Consider the following 19,386-nt stretch of genomic DNA (forward strand, 5'->3'; position numbering starts at 1 on the left):
GATTTTTGGGTTGCATGTTAAACCGTCTCTCTTTGCGACTTTGTTACTCTGTTGAAAATGATGAATATAATTGCAAGGAAGAAGCTGATGATCAAGAAATAAATCCAGATCAATGCGCTGTACGACCCATATTCACTTTCTCTTACTTTTCCTAAAATCGGATTTGTCGGAAACGTAAACAAATCAACGACCGTATAGATCAGATTAAGGAAAATAAATGGTGTCATCGCTGGAAGCGTAATTTTCCAAAACGTCTCCCACGGACCGGCGCCGTCTATTCGAGCTGCTTCATAAGCAGAGTTTGATATTGTCTGCCTGCCTCCGAGGAAGATCAGGATTTGTACCCCTGAATACCAGAGAATTAACACAAATGAGTCGAGAATCTTAATTAGAGGCCCGGACCAAGTTGACGATAGATTAGCAGCAATGAGACCGGAAACGTTGTACTTGGACATAAAGCCCAAGTCACCCTCGCCTTGCGTCAGGAATTCTGCTACAACTTGACCTGTTGCCAAGATGACGGGAAGAAAGAATATCGCGCGAAAAAATGTTCGACCTGCAAATTTTTGATTCAGAATGATGGCAATCAACAAGGCGAATAGGACAATAATTGGAATCATAAACAAAGCTTGCCGGAGAAACGGCAATAAATCGTTGTACAATAATTGTCCGTTCTCGAAAAGAATATACCGGTAATTCGTCCAAGCAATATACTCAGTTGTCGTTTTCGTTGCCGTTATCGTCACTTTTTGAAAGCTCATATACAAGGAAAAACCGATTGGGAACGCCATGAAAATGAGAAAGCCAATAAACCAAGGAGCAATAAAGATCGCGCCTTCCAAATATTCGACAAGGGATGAATTTAATCTGAGCTTTCGTTTCATCGTTTTTCCCCTCCTCGAATCACAACGAAGTTTTGTGCTGGTACATCTAGATCGCCGATGCGGTACGGCTCCAAATTATAGTTCACGATAATCCGAGTACCATTCTCATAGGTTGTTTCCTTCACATTGGGGGCTATCGTCTTGTGATTAACAATAAATTGATCTTGTACGTTTCCAAGAGCTTCGTTGTATCGCTTATACTGATCCACGGCGAAAGTTTCCCAGTAAGGAAAATAGGTATTGTAGTACCGAATACCGAACGAATTCACATATTTTTTCGATTCCGCCTGTGTGAATACAAAAGATGGCTCTGCGCCATATTCGATATCACGTAAAAAGTCGTGCACATCCTCTTGTCGGTTATTCACATATTCCGAAGAATAGCCAACTAGTCCATGAGTAGCAATCTGAACAAAGGGAACCGCCTCATCGGTAAATAAATCATAAGAATGATCATACACCAGCGATTGAATATACTTCATTTGGGGCAGGGCATACAAATTAGCAGATTTCCCTTCTACGCTGCCTAATGAATCTTTGATCGTTTTTAAAATTCGTTCCTGAACATCCCGAGCATTATCTCTGGTCGAACCGAACCCCGAATTATAATCACTGAACAGACTTTGTCCGAGTATATTGACTGCAATTCCGTCCACACCCATGGTTTTATAGTGTGTCAAGTCTTTCTTGACCATTTCTTCTGCAAATTTATAACTTACCGCTGGTGTTTGTTCTCTGTTATATAGCGCACTTACCGATTGATTGCGCCCGGCCAAATTGACGATGGCATGATATTTCTCATCGAAGCCTGATGCCCCCGTATTGTTCAATGCATATTCGGCCTCCAGATAAACCGGTATTCCGTAACTGTGCGCATTGTCGATAAATGCTTTCATTCCTTTATCGCCGCCGATACGGGAATCAACGGGAAACGTGTTTCCAAAGGCGCTGTAGCCCCCCTTTTGCCAACCCTTAAATGTTAGGGACATATTGGCTATGCCTTTTTCATGCAATGTATTTACCATATGTGTGGCATCATCTGTCGTGGTCAAATTGAGATATCGCGAGGTGACTAAGCCGTCTTCTTGATCCCCCCCGATAAAGTCTACATGCATAGGTATATTAGGATTAGTGACAGTGACGGGCTTCGCTCCCTTTTCTTTTATCAGATAATTCCGGTACGTTTGAGCCATACCAACATAATCTGACTTTTGGCTGTCCAGCAGATAGTAACGCACAATTCGATCACTGCCGAACACTTCATCTCTGTTGTAATCGATATAACCCCATGAATCGGGGACATTCGTATTTCTCGAAGTAAACTGCAGGAAGCTTGATCGGAAATTCATTTGAGTCGTCACCCAGTTATAGTTGCTGAGAACTCCGGCAGGGGCTGCAACGATGTTGGCATATTCATCTCCGTCGTGAACGATCGCCACAAAGCCTTTGGAACCCGTCTTCATACCGAATACTGGCATCACTATTTTGTTGCGGTTATTACTAAGTCCTGCGAATGTGTTGTCTTGACCGTATACAGACTCATCATATATTTTATTGACATTCAGTTGATTATCTTTAAACCGCACCAATGCTCCAGCGCCGTCCGGTATGAATAGATAACTGTCCTGCCCAGCAGCCGTATATTCGGCACCGAAGAAGGGAAACAATCTAGCCCAGACGAGACCCATGCTCGTTTCCTTAACGCCTTCGCGTATAATCTTCGTCTCTACATAATCGTTTTCGATTCTCACCTCGATCGGGATCGTGAATCCGGTTGCAGGCAGTTCATACACCAATGAGAACCCGCCGGGAATCATCTTAACCTCTTTGACTCGTCCCCCATCCGCTGCCAAGTTTGTTTCCTTCGCTTGCAGGATATTTTTCGAGAAATCGACGTATTGGACCATCAATGGTGAAGCCAGATGCTTTTTCCAGGTCTCGGAAATCTTCTCCTTATCCCAAGAATCTGGGTTTGGAAAAGATCGGTAAACATTTGCGTTCCGTTTATCTTCCACAACAAAATGACCGGTTTTTCCATCCATTTTTAAACGCAGAAGATCGGTTTCGGCAACTTGTTTAAAGTCGCTCTCCTTTGGCAATTGAGAGGCGGCGCTCTTCACCGCAGAAACACTACTTCCCGTCTCTGCCGGCACAACAACGCGATTTTCAGTTACTTTGAAGGTTACTTTGATATTCGTCACTGCCAAATAAATGGCGACCAAGAGCAGGATGGTTATGACTGCTGCGTTTTTACCACGTTTGATTATCCCTATCATCTCAAGATCGCCTCCTGATACATTTCAAAGATTAACGATACCAAATCATTGGTTAGTCCTGCTGTAAGAAAGAGGAGAACGCCAATGACCAGCATGGTGCAAAGCGTAAACAGGATGTTTAATAGCGTTTCTCCTACACTGTAATTATGAATCCATTGGATTTTCCAAAAGATCAATAAACCTATCCATACAATCATCCCTTGTTCGACATAATGATAAATGGTGGACTCCGACATCGTCATGACGTTCGAAATAAAGGCAAGGGGGATGCCAATAATGATGTACGGTATGAGTGCATATGCGCTGGCGATAAAGATATCTCTAAACCTTCCCTCTCCCCGATATATGGAGCTAACAAGGTAGTTCGAAATGACCCACGCAATCCATACTGTGAAAAATTGTGTAAATATCGAGTAAATATCAACATGAGTCGTAGCGTTAAATGAAAAACTGGTGACAAGTCGCTTGATCACTAGAGACGCATATACGCAAGCTAAGATGATAATCGCACTCAAATAGCTTCCTTTTCCTTCATACCTTATCGCGATAAAACCATCAATCGGATGTTTCATCATGTAAAATACATGCTTAAAATTCATAAGAAAGCTAGTTTGTATCCGTTGCCTATTGCGCCATTTATCACGAAGCCTGCTCGCATAGGTCCATTTACTAAGCAGTACGTATAATAGTCCGCTGAAAAAAAATAAGCTGGCAATCCAAGAGAAGTTTTGTTGCAGCCAACTCATTCTAATTTGCCAAAAGGCGTCCGAGTACCCTTCCTGATTCCCTGCCTCCTTAAATAGTCTTAACGCATCAGGATACTGTTCCTTTGTAAATGCCGCTTGGGCTAATCCCATGATGGCGGGTGTAAATTGCGCATTCATTCGAAGGACTTCCTGCCAAGAATTTTCACTATCTTCATATAGACCGGCAAGCGTCTGCTGGTTCGCTTGATCTACCTTTTGACCAAATTCCGATAAGCGAAACACTTGAACGATATTCTCCTGGTCGTCCAATACGTATAATTCATTCCTACTGTTCACATCAAGCGCAACAGGACTTTTCAAGAGGCCGACTTGAGACGATCCGACTGCTGAAGCACCGCCCCAAAAGTACAACAGACGGCCTGACGCATCATAATGGCTAATATATTTAAATTGCTGATCAACTACGATCATGTTGCCGCTTTGGTCAACGGCTACATCAATCAGCTGCGGACCTGAAGTTACCGGCCCTATCGGCACATCCCCGGGAACGACTTCGCCGAAATTTCTATTGCCGCTGCGAAGTAAATTGTTTCCTTTAATATTTAATTTCTTTAATTGGTCGCTCTTGGCCATACCGCCAGTGACCGTATAGATATAGCCATTTTTATCCGTTGCGACACTGTTAATCGTCTCTGGTCTCTTTGCGACTTCATTGGCGTACATTTTTTTGGTGTACAACATGCGCTTGAGAGCGTCTAGCGGGGAGAGTGCCGTTTTGTTTGCTCCGAAAAAGCCCTGAAATTTGCCCTTTGGATCAAGCAGGACAATCCCCTCGTAGCCGCCATGTACCGCGATATACAGGAATCCCCTTTCGTCTACCATCACTTTGGCTGGATCGTAGACGAATGTCGCCGGGATGTATTTGGATTCTGGGCGTTTAAATTCCGTTTGCAGCTTACCAGTTTTATCCAGCTTTACGACCCTTTTGTTTCCCGTGTCTGCAATGTAGATATCGCCTTCCTTGGTGACAAATATGCCTTCTGGCTTATTCAGAGGACTTTCATTAAGCGTTAAATAACGAATCAGTTTCCCTGTTTCCGTCAAATGAACGATCCGGTTATTGCCTGTATCTACAATGTAGACTTCGTTCTTCGCATCGATAAAGATGTCCTTCGGATTACTAAGCGGTGAAGGGATTTTAACGGTTGGCTGCTTAGGATCTGTTGTATACAAATCTTCTCCGATTACATCGAGCGGAAAGTAGGCCGGTTGTAGCCATATTTGATTATTGTAACTGTCCTTCGTATAGGTCTTATATTTCACTTCGGCATGTGTAGTTGTTGGCAACAGCGCCGTGCACAAGATGATCAAGGAAAGGAATAGCCTCCACCTGTGGCATCTTATTTTCATGCTCAAACCTCCATTTCTGTCTCTTCCTTCCATTAGATACGGTACAGCTTTATCTGTCCAAACAAACCGTATGAACGCAGCTTATATTCTGGTGTATAACCTTCGCCTTCTTTGCGGAAAGAGGCCCAATTGGTCGTCGATGTATCACCGGATATTTGGTGAAATGGGCCGAGCATGTTACGCGGGCTTCCCATTACTTCGATTTCGATTTGGTTGTCTCCATCGTTGAGATACGCCGTCAAGTCAACTCGGTTGGCAGCCCGCCAAGGCACGTGCCCCGCCGTTTGCCCGTTTACCCGAACTTCAATCGTTACCGCGGAGTACTCACCAAGCTCCAACACTGACCGTGTCATTGAATGATTATCCAAGGTGACATCGAAATGGTAGATGATGCTGCCGCAATAATGAGCATATCCTTGCTTGCACCAATCTCCGAAAATTATCGTTTCAGGCTCTGCCACAACTTTCCTGTCGGCATCAACACCGAAATCACCGATCAGGTATATATCCTCCACTTCCATACGGTTATGGTACTTACAGGATATTAGCAGTTCATTCTCACCTTGCTTCAGTCCAGGAAGAAGCACCTTATCAAACGTTCGGTCGAGAAACCAGCCTACAGGAAGATTGGAAACCGTTTCACCATTGAGCGCAATATCGTAATAAGCAGCAGATTCTATAACGAGAAACACATCATGAGTCGGCACGTCCGACACTTGAAAGGTGAATCGGAATGCTGCCGATGTCCCGTTCTGTGGATGAGGATCGTCAATCCATTTATACCTTTGCTCAAGGCCGTTATAATAAATCTGTCTCATATCCAAAGCTTCACGAATTGCCCTTTGAGCTTGCCATACACCGGTTTCTTCCGACCAATCGCCATCCCTTAATCGATATGAGCAGGTGTCCAGCGTCAATACGTTAGGCATCGTGCGTGTAAAACGGCAAATCGATCCAAGCTCAAGAGCCGTCGAGGAAGTCTCATCCGCCCTGCACCGAGATTCTTCCGTTAGTAGAACAACTGCAGATTTAGTAGTATTCATGATGAACAGCTTGGAATCTGCTGGTCCAAACACTGCATCAAATTGGGCGTACCCATTAAGGACGAGGATCTCAACATCCTTCACTCCACCTGTCAGCGCATCCCATTCTTCCACGCTTCCTTCGCCTTCCATGCGAATAGTTATTCGATGTGTGCCCGCACGGTCGTTATTCACGACAAACAAGGCTCGGCAATCGCTTATGTCCCTTAACATATATAACATTTCAGGCGCTTCTTTCGATTGCCTGTTCGTCAAGCTGACTCGCCGTGGCAGAATGCCCTCCAGGGCCGAAACTGTATCTTCAACGTCACCTACGACGGTCATATTCACATGATCGTATAGCCCAGAGAGCAGGTCTGTTTGTCTGCCCTCGATCATCGTCGGAGGTGATCCGACGGCAATCACTTTTCCCCCTGCCTCCAGGAACGCTGACAGAAGCCGAAAAGTGCTGCTTAACATCGTCCGTATAACTGGAATGACGACGATACGATAGGTCACTAGATTCACAGCTAGTTTATCCCCGTGTATTTCCCCTGTTTCAGCCAAAATCGTCTCATCGCCGAGATCGAAATCATAGTGTGCACTGAGTAGTTTGCCTAGAAAAGTGTTAAATTCATGACCAAATGTATTCGTTGCGGAGACATCCCTATCTTTCCCGCGGGCAGGGAAGCCGTAAGGACCTGTCCCAACCATACTCCAAGCGGTGGAAGAAGGATGCAGGACAAGCACATCGCGAATTGGCCTGCCTTCCGTCAAAACTGAAGCCAATCTGGCAAAATAATTTTCCATCACATGATTGTATTTCCACCAGCTCGTATTGTAGTTGAATACGGGAGGATAATCCCTCTTCCTGCACCCTTTGATCGAATAAAGCGCCAAATGCTGCGACCTCATATTGACACCGAGCACATATTGAAAATCTCCCACCCATTTTTGTCCCTCGAAGGTGAACGCCCAACCGGTGCATCCATACGTTTCGGAGAGAACGAACTTTCTACCGTATTGATTCGCTACGCTTGTGCATTGCTTAACCGTGATGTATTCGTTCGTCTGCTCGTTTAACATATCGATTCCCGGAACATGCTGATACCTGTAGTTAGGCATAATGGCTCCACAGACGCGGGTGGCAGTACCCATATTATTTTCCCAGAGAAAATGGCCAGTGAAGTCGATACCGTTATTCTCGCACCATTCACCCAGTTGCTTGGAGTACGACTCGCTGAATCGTTCGGTGAGCGTCCACCAGTAATCATGACGGGCTTGCGAGGAATACTCGCCATTGAAGTACATGTAGGGGATTACATCCAAGAGATCATAACCCCGTCTTTCTCGAAAAAAGTCAGGAAATGTTAGGCTCCACGGGAGCCAACCGCGGCCAGGAGTAAACTTACAGTGGCTGTCATGCACGCTAGGTTCATCCGTAAATACGCCGCGAATAGTTTTGCCAAAATGGTCCCCTACCTCTTTCTTGTAGGCTTCATAAGTGATGTCAATAAAGGCCTGAACTGTCTCTGGATTCAAGTTATCAGGCGGCGCTTCGTTGTTGAACCAAGCACTGCGCTCAGAAATTTCTACGCGAAATACTAGGAGGACTTCATCCTTATTCAATGCGATATATTCGCCATCATGCAGTCTTTTGCAGTGAACCAAGTTTCTTTCGTCGATGACAGCCCTAAACAGCGCCAGACTGTCTGTCAAATCGTGCGGACCAATCTGCATGCATATCTCCAATGTCAAACCTTTGGCACGGAAAGCGTCCCCGCCTCTGCCTTGCACAAGACCGCCAGCAAACCCGGATGGCCAGCGGTCCTCGTCGTACAACCACACCTGCATGCCGAGATCATCGGCTGTTTCCACGGTCTTCCGGGCGAGTGCCATCCACTCGCGACCCATGTAAACGGTTTCTAATCCATCGCGGGAATGGATGAAAAATCCGCCCATACCCTGTTCCTTCATCTGATTTACTTGACGAACCAGCTCATCTTCTTGTAAGTCATCATTCCAAGCCCAGAATGGCACCGACCTGCATTCGACCGATGGATGGTCGAATTTATGGCGTAACTGTTCGCTTACTTCCATCGGCATCCGCCTCCTTCTCTGAAACCACTTCTGTATCATGGTCTGCTTCTAGCCATTTTACGCCTGCAGGATCAGGATACTCTTGGGCTCTAGCTCAATATCACCGCTGATGCTTAGACCGCTCAGCAGCTCCTTCTGAACGCTGCGGCCTACATTCATTTTTTGAATTTGTTCGGTGTGGTTCATAACAAAAGTAAAGCGATCTCCGTCTTTCTCGCGCTGCGTGACCTCAACTCCCGGCGGTGCTTCGTACAATTGTGAAATCCCTTTCCGTTCGCATAAAGCCTTGATCCATTGCTGCATAAATTCTCGACTTGGGTCTGTAGCTGCATACCATGCCTCGCCCTTCCCGAAGTGATGATAGGTCACGCACGGTGATCCACGGTAGAAATCACGGTCGAATTCTGCGAGCGTTTCCGCTCCTTCGAGATGAACAATTTCGCAAACTAAACCGCATTCATACGATGCTTGAAGCTTTCCAAACCCCTGTTTCATGACCATACCATTTCTTTGGTCCGGAAAAAGAGGATCGATTTCTTCTACCCAGATGCCCAGAAGCTTACGCAGCTCACCTGGATAACCACCAGGTGTAACCAAATCGTTTTCATTCACGATCCCGCTGTAAAACGAGGTCACAAACGTCCCGCCGTTCGCTACAAAATGTTCCAGCTTTTGCGCGTACCCGGGTTTTACCATATAGAGCAATGGGGCTAATACCAGATCGTATTTACTTAATTCCGTATCTACATGGATGAAATCTACTTGAATATGATTCTCGTAAAACGCATCATAATATTTTTGAATTTGATCTAAGTACTTGATATGAGCAGATGGTCCACCACCAAGCTCAACAGCCCACCAATTATCCCAATCAAATAAGATAGCAATTCTGCTCTTCAAGCGAGAATCCAATAAACGATCGCCCAATTGCTGCAATTCCTGCCCGAGCTCCGCACATTCCTTGAAAACTCGCGTGTGCTCGTGACCCGCGTGATCAATGACAGCTCCGTGGAATTTCTCATAGGCGCCAAGCGAGCGTCGCAATTGAAAGAACATAATAGATTCCGCGCCCCGGGCAACCGCCTGATAGCTCCTAAGCCGCATAACGTCGGGGCGTTTGACGGGATTCACGGTTTTCCAGTTAATCACACTTGGACTTTGCTCCATTAACATAAAGGGTGCTCCGTCTTTCAATCCGCGCATGAGATCGTATCGGAGTGCCATATAGCTTTCCGGTGTATGATTCTCGGTATAGATGTCCAGCGCCGCAATGTCTAAGTGTGGCGCCCATTTGAAATAATCCAGCGGCTTGTAAGTCCCGTTTCCTTGGAAGTTGGTCGTCACGATCGCATCGGGTATTTCAGCTTTGATGGCGTTGTATTCGATCAGATAACAATCTAGCCAACTATCGGAGTTAAATCGGTAATAATCAAGCGTAATGCCTTGAAAAGCCGTCTGATCGGAATTTCCGCCCGACAAACCTTCGCTTAACGCGCTGGGAAGTACAATTTCATCCCAATCGAAAAATGAATGTCCCCAGAAACGGGTATACCATGCCTCGTTTAACAGTTCCAAAGTACCGTAACGTTTTTTCAACCAATCTCGAAACGCCTTCTCACAATTATTGCAGTAACAGCGATTGCCAATTTCATTGTTTACGTGCCACAGCAGCAAAGCCGGATGATTTTTGTAACGTTCGGCCAGCTTCCGTGCCATGATTCCGGCAAAATGACGGAAGGTCGGGCTGTGCGGACAAGAATTATGTCTTCTGCCGTAGTTCCTCTTTTTTCCATCAGAGGTCACGGTTAGAACATCCGGATATTTCTTCGCCATCCAAGCCGGATGTGCAGCCGTACTTGTTCCCATGCATACTTGAACGCCATTTGCATGCAGCATATCCATCACTTCATCCAGCCAATCGAATTGGTAAGTCTCCTCATCCTGCTGATTCAAGGACCAAGAAAAAACATTGAGTGTTGCGATGTCGATACCGGCTAATTGAAACAGCCGCATATCTTCCTCCCATATTTTCTTTGGAAACTGTTCGGGGTTATAATCACCACCGAATACTATTTTCCGGAACTTGCGGCTGATCATAGGTTAACCTCCAGTTTCTAAATCGGCACAGACTGTTCAAGGGCTTCCGCATCTTGGAACCGCAAGCCATTATGCAGGACAAGAGCAGTCACCCAGGATGGGTTCCATTTATTACTGTGACCCCGGTGATGCCAGTAGGTTTGGAATAACCCTTCTCCCTGCTCACCAACAATGGTAAAATTCCATTCTCCGGGTTTTGTACATATTCCCTGCCCCATTGCATTGAATACCATTCGTCCTAATTGCTCATATTGGGTTTTCCCGGTTAACTGACCGAAACGCCAAAATTCGAAGGTCGGAAAAAAAACATCAAGATGATGATTTTGCACACTGACTCCCGGCCAGCCTGTGGCAGTAAATCCCATGTTCCTGAACTGTGATCCCCGATCAAACACCGGGTTCCACATATATACAAAAGTAAGGAGCCAATCCGCCGATATTTCGGCCCATTCACAATAACGCTCATGATTGGTAATCACAAACAATTCATAAGCAGCCAGAAAGAAATACATGCCAGCCTCTTTATCCTCACAACTCGCATCGAGCGTAGAACGAGCAAATGGCCGTTCAAATGTCATGGCGTGCTGCTCATAATAACGCTGCATCATCTTCTCCGCTGCTTCCAAATACTTTAATTTACCTGTGACCCGGTAAGCCTTCACAACTGCGATCAGGCAAGGCAGTCCGGCTGCTGTAATCGTATCTTCTGCCGAACGGCCATCGGGCAGCCAGGCTGCCGGATAAATGCCCGACGACAGGGCAGCGGTAATGAAGAAAACACTCGACTCTTCAAGAGCCTCCACCCAGGAATCCGGCACTTTCCTGCCCATTTCCCGGAACAGAAGGATGATTTCCGCCAAATCGGCTATGCTTTCCCCAAGAGCTCGGCTGGAGATAACAGCCTGCTTATTCCAGCTGAAGTCATCCCATTGCCCATCCACTAGACGGTAAGAACTGTGCCTTATTCCCGAAACCTCAGTCCGGCTTTCGCGCAAATAAAAATGGATGGCCTGTTCACAATGGGAGATTCGTTCTTCCTCTTTGTGCATAAACCCTAGCTTGGCGTCACACCATGCCAGCTTCAAGCATTGTCCAGTCCACCCGTACATATAGTGAAGCGGACGTTTAGAAACGTTACCGAACTCGTTCGAATCCGTAAATTTCACGTATCCCGCGGCGCCAAATTCATTTGTCCGCCATCTATCGTCCATAGCATTCTTTTTCAGCTGGATCATCTCTTCGAGCGAGTGCGGATTTGCCCCTTTCGGCGCATACAGCTCCAAGCCTTTGCGAACAATTTCACGGAAAGCTTGACCAGGATGTCCGACAGATCCCCAATCAAGCGCGTATTCTTTCGTTAATGAATACCCGGAAATGAAGTCCAAATAACCGCCGAGGTAAGGTGCCGTTTTGTTTTTACCGACATAATTCATATCTTTCTCACCATTAAACATCAGAACACCGCTCATGGCAGCCAGAATCGTCCTCTGTTCCTCTTGAATCGCTCCTAGTGAACCGTAGTGCACGACTCCATCCGCTGTTTCCTTGTAAGCTGGCAACGAAAACAAGGAGAAAAAGCGAGCTTCTACATCTTCATTCCACGCCACATTCACACAAGGGATCGGTAATCGATGTTCCTCGCATATCAAACCTTTATCCTTACCTAATCCAAGTCGCGGAACAACACGGCTCGGATCTGCGGAAGGATTGTTGTTGTAAATGATATGAGGAATTGTCACCATTTCATTGCTCATCTTTGGCAGTGTGAATTGAAGTCCTATCGCGACATCACGCAGGATCACATGCATCTGATTTTCCCAAGTCGCTTTCATTTTCAGTAAATGATGCTCATCGAAGGCTAATTCCATCGTGAACGTTAACGCTTTCAATGTTCCGCGGAACCGAATCAAGTCGGGTCCGGCAGTGATTTGTACGCCTTCTAACCCTACAAAATCTGAACGCCAGGGTCTTCCAGTGGAAAAGCTCAGCATCTCATTCAAATATCCTGAGAAATGAGGGGACTGTTCACCCTTGTTTTGCAAAATAAGCTGAATGCCTTTAGGCGTACGCGTTATAGCTGCCCGTTTTTGCTTATCTCGACTAACAATGGTATACATGTGTCGTCCCCTCCTCTCTCGTTCAATATGGAAATCAAGAATCGATCCAGTGTTGGGTTGAAACCGACTCTACCCGTAAGCGGCAAACAAACGAAGTAGAACTGCCCTTTACCAAGCTGTTTCACTCCAATTACTGGCAGCTTTTGTTTGCCGTTCGGTTCTCCATGAGACTCATAGGCGAATGCAATTGGATCAAAACCTTCTCCTTGCAAATAACAATTGGTAAGTCCATCTATCCTGTCGTTCGTCAAATGATAAAAATAAGAGAAATCGTCCCTTTTCATCCACTGTAAATGCGGATTCTCTGTTTGAACGGCTAACGTGTACAATCCCCGTAATTTATGTGTTCGAACAATCGTGTTTTCGATCTCCCAAGCGTCACTGTCCGGACCGCGCAGCAGCAAAACGGCAGTGGCTCCTTGACGGACCTTCTCGAGGATGGATGCCTGATGACGGTGAAATGCTGCCTTGGAAGAAAGAATAAGCGAGCCCTCTTTCTTTGTATCTCCGTCATACGATTTGCCTTCTATGTTTAGCAGGGAGCAAATCAGTTCGGATTCAGCATCTAGAAAAGCGATCTGCTGCGAATTCGGATTTTTCGTTTTTGCAAACGCCTCAAAGGAGAATCTTTCTTGATTAATCAAATCCCCGTTGTCATCCAGCAATACGATGTCCAAGAATAAGTTCTGCCGATCTGGTACCGCTGGTACTGAAAAACTTATCGTTCCGGCGTATTTGGAAATGGCCATAGGTACAGAGCCTGTCATCTCGTAATTGCCATAATCCCGATTATCGTCCCGTAGTGTAGCAATGAAACGGCACCGGTCGTAATCTTTGGCTGTATCATTCAATAACCAGGCTTCGATATCCAGTGTTTCCCCTTCATACACCTTCCAACGGTCGCACCTTAGATGGATCCTTACCGGTTCCAAACTTTCCTTATAGGTGAAGTACGCTGGTTTCGGAATACGGTCGACACCAACGAGGGCTTTCATCCAGCCTGCAGGCCATGCGTCAATGAGCAGATGAATGGCGGTTGAGACCACTAAATCGGCCCTTCTTCGCCAGGCGTCTGTCATCAGCTTCGTTGCCAGACATTGGTGCCTCTGACTCGCCTCGACCCATTCATGAATCGTAGACTGTTCAGCATACCAATCTCCATGCAGACCATAGGTTTGGGCTCCAGTGATTTTGTTTGGCAGCCAATGCTCCTTCTCTGAGGAGGGAAGCCATTCTTTCGGGTAACGGTTCATCATCAATTGGACATGATCCAATCCTTCCGTGCCATATTCTCCACAGCCGGCTTTCCATCCCGTCCGAATCGAAGGAAGAAAACCTTTATACATTTTACCTACAGATATCGTATTGTTCGTATACCACATGTTATAACAATGAAAATCGGGCAGTCCTTCATGGGTGGGAGGATTGTAATCCCCATCCGCGTTTTTGACTACACGATCTGGATTTTCAATAAAAATTGCCTGTCTAGCGGCAACGAAGAATGCTTCCAGTTCGTTCCGATGGAGGTGACGGTGGCCTTTACGCCTCTTCTCCGTTCGCGATGGTTCATTAATCAATGAAACCATGACCGACGATGGATGACTGCGGATCAGTCTCTCCATTTCCGCTGCTTGTCGGACCCCTTCTACAAATTGGTTGCGGCGAATAAATCCAAATGTTGGAAGATCACATTGATGCATCATGCCGAGCATATCGAAATAGTCATATATTTCTTCCTGAACAGGACGTTGTGTTATTCGGTAAAAGTTCAAATTCGCATATTTTGCGATTAAAATATCATCAATGAGCTGTTCGAAATCGTTGTTCATGACACATTGCTGCAAGTGCCCCATCTCATTGGCGCCTCTTAACATAATCGGCTGGTTATTGAGATACAAAGTTCCTTTTGGTGTGTCCGTTTCATCCATATGAAATTTGCGCATCCCGAAGGTGCGGTCTTGGGTATCCAAACATGCTGTACTGTTCTTTACTTGTACACGAGCCATATATAGAAATGGTGTTTCCGGTTCCCACATCCTAAATGACGGAAAATCCACTTTGTAGCGATAATAATTAAGACCCGGACCGGCGTAAGAAGCTTGAAAAGAGATCGGCCCTAATCCTTCACCGTTAAAATTTTTCGGTAAGATTTCAAGAATCAATTCGAAGTTTTCCTTAAGCTTATTCGTTGTATTAACGACATCAATCCATACTTCCACGAAGCTGTCATCAATGTTAGGTCGAACAAAAATGTCCTGAATAAACAGCATTGACCGCTCTTCCAAATACACCGAGTTATAAATACCGGCACCTGACGGACAATGGCTCCATCCGCTGGATGAATCATCCCACCCGGGCCCAGTTGCTGCGTACATTTTATCTCCGTCCAGTTTCGTGCCGCCTACCCCCATCATTGGAAAGTCGTTTACTACTTCAACGACCAATGTGTTAAGGTCCTGCAGCAAGTCCGTCACGTCGAATTCAAAAGGTGCAAAGAGTCCCTCATGGCTGCCTATACACTTACGATTGAGATATACGGTCGCTTTATAGTCAACCCCTTTGAATACAAGGTAGACTCTCTTCCCATCAGGAACGGCTGAATAGGAAAACTCACTGCGGTAAAACCCCGTCCATTTACCATTTTCACCCGTCGGCCCGCGGAAATCAGGAACCCTTACATTCTCCCAATCCCCAGTCCCTTCCAGCACATTCGTAAAATTAGCATCCTCCGTTGCTTGATACCGAAATTGAAATTCCTTACATAGTTGCCGTTTGCGTTTCATTGTGGAGGATGGAGCCAAGTTTCTCATAAAAGGGCTGTACTTCTCACGCAGCAGCTTCAAACCCTCATTGAAAATCGCGATTTGTTCCTCATAGGAGAGAACAGTAGCGTTCTTCGCTTTTTCCGTACCCGGCGTGAAATATTTTCTCTCATAAGCCACGGGAGGAATCTCCCGCAATCCGTCTTTATTTCCGGGATGTTCGCGGAACGCAATCTCCGCAAACGGATCCTGATGTTTGATTGGCTCCAAACTTATCTCCCCTTCTGCGGAACACGTACCCGCTTAGATTCAACTCATAGAGCTGTTATTTCATAATCGAGTGTGTACCCATCCTTGTCCTTAGGGTACATTCTTACTTCTGTCGTGCCAAAGCGCTGTATCCAGCAGCGTTCTTCGCCCAAGAACGGTTCGACGATCTCTTGTATGCGTTCATCTAAAAAATTGTTCGTGACGTTCCATGTTCCGAAGCCCATTTTCCCGCTCGATCTTAGTTCTACCGGACAATCAGATGGCAGCAACCAATCGGCGATCACAACGACGCCTCCATTTTCAGCCCTTTTGACTACCGCCTGCAATGTTGCATTGGAGAGAGATGAGCCTCCCACCATAATCAATTTCGGACTTCCCAGCTGCTCTGAGCTCACTTGTTCGTCAAATACAATAACATTTTGAACAGGATAAAATAACGGATGAACCCTTCTTCCATCGCTGGAAACATACCCATGTTCTAATGGAAATTGTTCGTATGCGACGTTACTTTTCAATTCGTGTCTCGGAAAGTCGTAGCCTGGGATATGCATGCAGCTGCCGTGAGCAGGTATTGCACCTCGGCTTAGTAAATGCCAGATGTGAAAAACACTCTGGGAACCACCCATATCAGTGAGTGTCCGATTGCCGAACAATCTTTCATTTTGACCGTAATTGCTGTCATCTGAATGAATGATTACGATATCAGGATTTGCTTGTGAATGGTGCCAAGACAAGGTATGTTCAGGTATGAATGTATGAACGAACTCTTTCCATACATCACCGAATTCAGTAGTTTCAAATCCTGTTTGACGATGTTTCATTAAAACATCGATATTTTCCACGAACAGATGGGATGGTCCCATCAAGTAGCCCAACCTTAATGCTGATGCGAATTCCTGCGGAGAATGTCCAGGGAATCCATGAAAGCGGGTAAACCACTCTCCCGTATCCGGCCCCCACAAATCAGCACATATCCATAGCGCTCTGCCATATTGTTTGGCCGCTCCCAATGCGGTGGACAGCTGCAAGGATTGAAACGATTCCTTCATGATCTTAGGGCAAATGTCCATTCCCGCTCTAGCAAACGTATGAAACATAGTTGGAAATACATGCTCCGCAATCAATGGCATGGATGTACGGGATGCTCCGCTTTGCTCTAAGACGTTCTGTACATGCTGGACATGTGACTGAACCGACAGCTCAACCTTGGCGCGCGACTCTGCCAAATTCCTGTCATCGGTACTGCCCCAATGCGGGAACCAGCCGTCATGCCGATATTGTCCGGCGTTTATTTGCAAATGTTCAGGTTCATCATACAGAAGTCCGATACACCGTCCCGAACTTGCGGCCTGCTCAATCGCCTTATCGGGCAGGTCGTACCGGTTCGTTCCTTCCGTCCAAGGCCCGTTTATATTTCCGTATTCATTACCGAGGCAGATGTCTAATCCCGCGTCCGCGATATCCTTCAAGAGTTCTGAATACCCTTTCATTTCTGGAATCACATGATGAACATAAAAGTCCGCGTCTAACTCTTTTAGGGCTTGGAGAAATTGATCAGGCGCAGGCTTTGGATCTTGAGACGGACAGACACTCCCCGTTCCAGTCCTCATAATAAGCTCAGAAGCATCTCCTGCCCATGAATCCTGCCATGCAACAACTGGGCCCTGTATGCCTAATTTCGGTTTATGCGTCATAGACATTCTTCACGTCCTAACTACACTCTCAAAGGATTTGCGGATCAAATCCAAACATTCCGCTACTTCTTCCGGCTTTGCATGCTCCAGAATCAACGGGACATCCGGCAATCGAGTGGCAAGCAACGCTGCATACACATGCCAGTCCGCTTGCCCCGTCCCTACCCGAGGAGTCGTAAATACGCCGTCATGGTAAAGCGTGTCTTTGGCATGCGCAATCGGTGAATAGGGAGCAATGCAGTCAAAAATATTCGACATAGCCGCTTCCTGTCTGCTCAAATCTTCTTGCGTCAAATAATTGAAAGGATCCATAATGAGCGCCAACCCTTCGGTCCCGAGCTGTTCCATCAATCGGACACCCTGCTCAGGACTCGCCAGCACATTAAGCGCAAATCCTTCGATGAGTAAGACAGCATCTTTCTTCACTGCCCTATTCCGTAAAAGGTCAATAATTTTCAGCAGCTCATCCCAGGCTTCAGGTGTCCGATTACCTTCAAAATCACGCCAAGCATTCGTAGGGTGAAGACTTCCCGTTTCCGTCGCAATATACCGTGTTCCATAAGCCGAACATAGGTCGATCATCTTCTCAAGCTGTTTTTGCTTAGCTTCCCGTTTCTGAAGGTTCGGATTCATTAGATTGGTATATCCCGACAACCCTACGATGGAAATCCCTTTTTTCTCAAAGATGGCTCGAATTTTTTCAGCACGTCTCAGAGAAAATGGTTCATCATCCATAACCTGCATAGCCTGCTTGGGGTCGATTTGCACATAAGTCAACCCATGTTTGCAAGCGTCTTCGGCGATTGCTTCCGCACTCCAGCCTAGGTATATGTAACTCATAAAACCGAGTTTGTTCATGATCCATCGCTTCCTTTCAACACGTCACTTCTTTCCACTACACAGCCTTCTTGACTGGAAATAACCATGGATGTTGTCATAGCAACCGTTTGTAAGTTATCTTCCGGAGTAACCGGTGGACGCTTACCTTCCTCTATGGCAGTCATGAATGCAAGCATGGAGCCTGCAAAGGCGTCCGGGAACCAGGTTCCTTTCAGCTTAATCTCATGCACAACGTTTTTGTGCTTATTTAGCGCCATATAGAGCGTTTCTTGCGTACACCAAAGGCTGCCTTCCGTCCCGTCAATCCACCATGTGTTGCTATGAGAACGGTTTGCTTTGGCAATATTGTTAAAAAGCAGCGAAGCCATGAGTGGGTTTCGTCCCCCTTTTGGTCCAAACTCGACATTAGCTGAATAGATCAGCGGGTCAATCGCGTTTTGCTGCTTCAATTGAGCTGTTGTGCAGTGTACTCGAGACCACTCTTCTTCCGGATTTGGGTTGAAATATCGGCATAAATCCACATAGTGGACACCGTGATCGACAATATTGAAATTTTGCATTTTCGTCCACCACTTACCGGCTTGATCTTGGAACGAACGCATCTCATGGTGGATGCTGTATACATCACCGATGAGATCCTGCTCAAGAACCATTTTCAGCGCTTTGTGAGCCGGAGCCCAACGAGCCTGCTGGTTCACGCCTAGTACGATACCAAGTCGGTTTACTTCTTGACTTAGCACTTGAGCGTGCTCTAAATTCAGGGCTAATGGCTTTTGGCATAGCACAGGCCGAGGAGCCTTGCCGATCAGTTTCAGCACTTCAAGTCTTGGTTCTGGATGGATCGCTAAATCTATGAGACCAACTTCATCATTTTGCAATAATTCATTAACATCAGTCGTCCAATACGGAATATCAAATTTTTGCGCCGTCATGCGAGCCGCTTCTTCATTGACGTCGCAGACAGCCGCAATATGTAAGCCATATTTACGATAGGCGGGTAAATGCGCTGTATTCGCTATGGTACCGCAGCCGATCAAGCCGATTCCGTATTTCTTCAAGTCTGGAATATGCTGCTTTCTTGGCAAATAATCCTCTGGTCTAATGAATTCCATGGTATCACCTCTTAATTACTACATTACATCACAACGAAAAAACATTTATAGGCTGTTCATGCTTTCTTTAGGGAGCATTCGACCACATCGATAAA

The 19,386-nt window shown here is 46.1% G+C and carries 10 protein-coding genes; all 10 read right to left on the reverse strand.

Annotated elements, in window-relative coordinates; translation table 11 throughout:
• Positions 1-17: 17 nt before the first annotated feature.
• From ACSQ8O_RS19820 to ACSQ8O_RS19865, 10 genes are read right to left on the reverse strand one after another with little or no spacing between them, the layout of a single operon-like run.
• Positions 18-884, reverse strand: a complete 867-nt coding sequence (locus ACSQ8O_RS19820; RefSeq protein WP_436243054.1) for a carbohydrate ABC transporter permease — start codon at positions 882-884, stop codon at positions 18-20.
• A complete protein-coding gene (locus ACSQ8O_RS19825; protein WP_436243055.1) occupies positions 881-3,160 on the reverse strand; it encodes a DUF5696 domain-containing protein in 2,280 nt (759 codons plus the stop codon). Before ACSQ8O_RS19825 ends, ACSQ8O_RS19820 begins: the two co-directional genes overlap by 4 nt.
• Complete coding sequence (locus ACSQ8O_RS19830) at positions 3,157-5,277, reverse strand: YIP1 family protein (RefSeq protein ID WP_436243056.1); 2,121 nt, start codon at positions 5,275-5,277, stop codon at positions 3,157-3,159. The genes ACSQ8O_RS19825 and ACSQ8O_RS19830 overlap by 4 nt, the downstream gene beginning before the upstream one ends.
• A 32-nt stretch (positions 5,278-5,309) precedes the next feature.
• A complete protein-coding gene (locus tag ACSQ8O_RS19835; protein WP_436243057.1) occupies positions 5,310-8,399 on the reverse strand; it encodes a glycosyl hydrolase in 3,090 nt (1,029 codons plus the stop codon).
• Positions 8,400-8,456: 57 nt separating this feature from the next.
• Positions 8,457-10,496, reverse strand: a complete 2,040-nt coding sequence (locus ACSQ8O_RS19840; RefSeq protein ID WP_436243058.1) for a beta-galactosidase — start codon at positions 10,494-10,496, stop codon at positions 8,457-8,459.
• A 17-nt stretch (positions 10,497-10,513) separates the two neighbouring features.
• A complete protein-coding gene (locus ACSQ8O_RS19845) occupies positions 10,514-12,613 on the reverse strand; it encodes a hypothetical protein (RefSeq protein ID WP_436243059.1) in 2,100 nt (699 codons plus the stop codon).
• A complete protein-coding gene (locus ACSQ8O_RS19850) occupies positions 12,568-15,645 on the reverse strand; it encodes a glycosyl hydrolase 2 galactose-binding domain-containing protein (RefSeq protein WP_436243060.1) in 3,078 nt (1,025 codons plus the stop codon). The genes ACSQ8O_RS19845 and ACSQ8O_RS19850 overlap by 46 nt, the downstream gene beginning before the upstream one ends.
• A gap of 44 nt (positions 15,646-15,689) precedes the next feature.
• The gene (locus ACSQ8O_RS19855; protein ID WP_436243061.1) at positions 15,690-17,345 is read right to left on the reverse strand and encodes a hypothetical protein; all 1,656 of its coding nucleotides are present in this window, start codon (positions 17,343-17,345) and stop codon (positions 15,690-15,692) included.
• 3 nt (positions 17,346-17,348) lie between these two features.
• Entirely contained in the window at positions 17,349-18,197 is an 849-nt protein-coding gene (locus ACSQ8O_RS19860; RefSeq protein ID WP_436243062.1) for a sugar phosphate isomerase/epimerase family protein, read from the reverse strand.
• Complete coding sequence (locus ACSQ8O_RS19865; RefSeq protein WP_436243063.1) at positions 18,194-19,291, reverse strand: Gfo/Idh/MocA family protein; 1,098 nt, start codon at positions 19,289-19,291, stop codon at positions 18,194-18,196. The genes ACSQ8O_RS19860 and ACSQ8O_RS19865 overlap by 4 nt, the downstream gene beginning before the upstream one ends.
• Between the last annotated feature and the right edge of the window lie 95 nt (positions 19,292-19,386).

Origin of the sequence: Paenibacillus sp. LjRoot56 (assembly GCF_964253335.1) — a bacterium.
GTDB lineage: Bacteria > Bacillota > Bacilli > Paenibacillales > NBRC-103111 > Paenibacillus_E > Paenibacillus_E allorhizoplanae.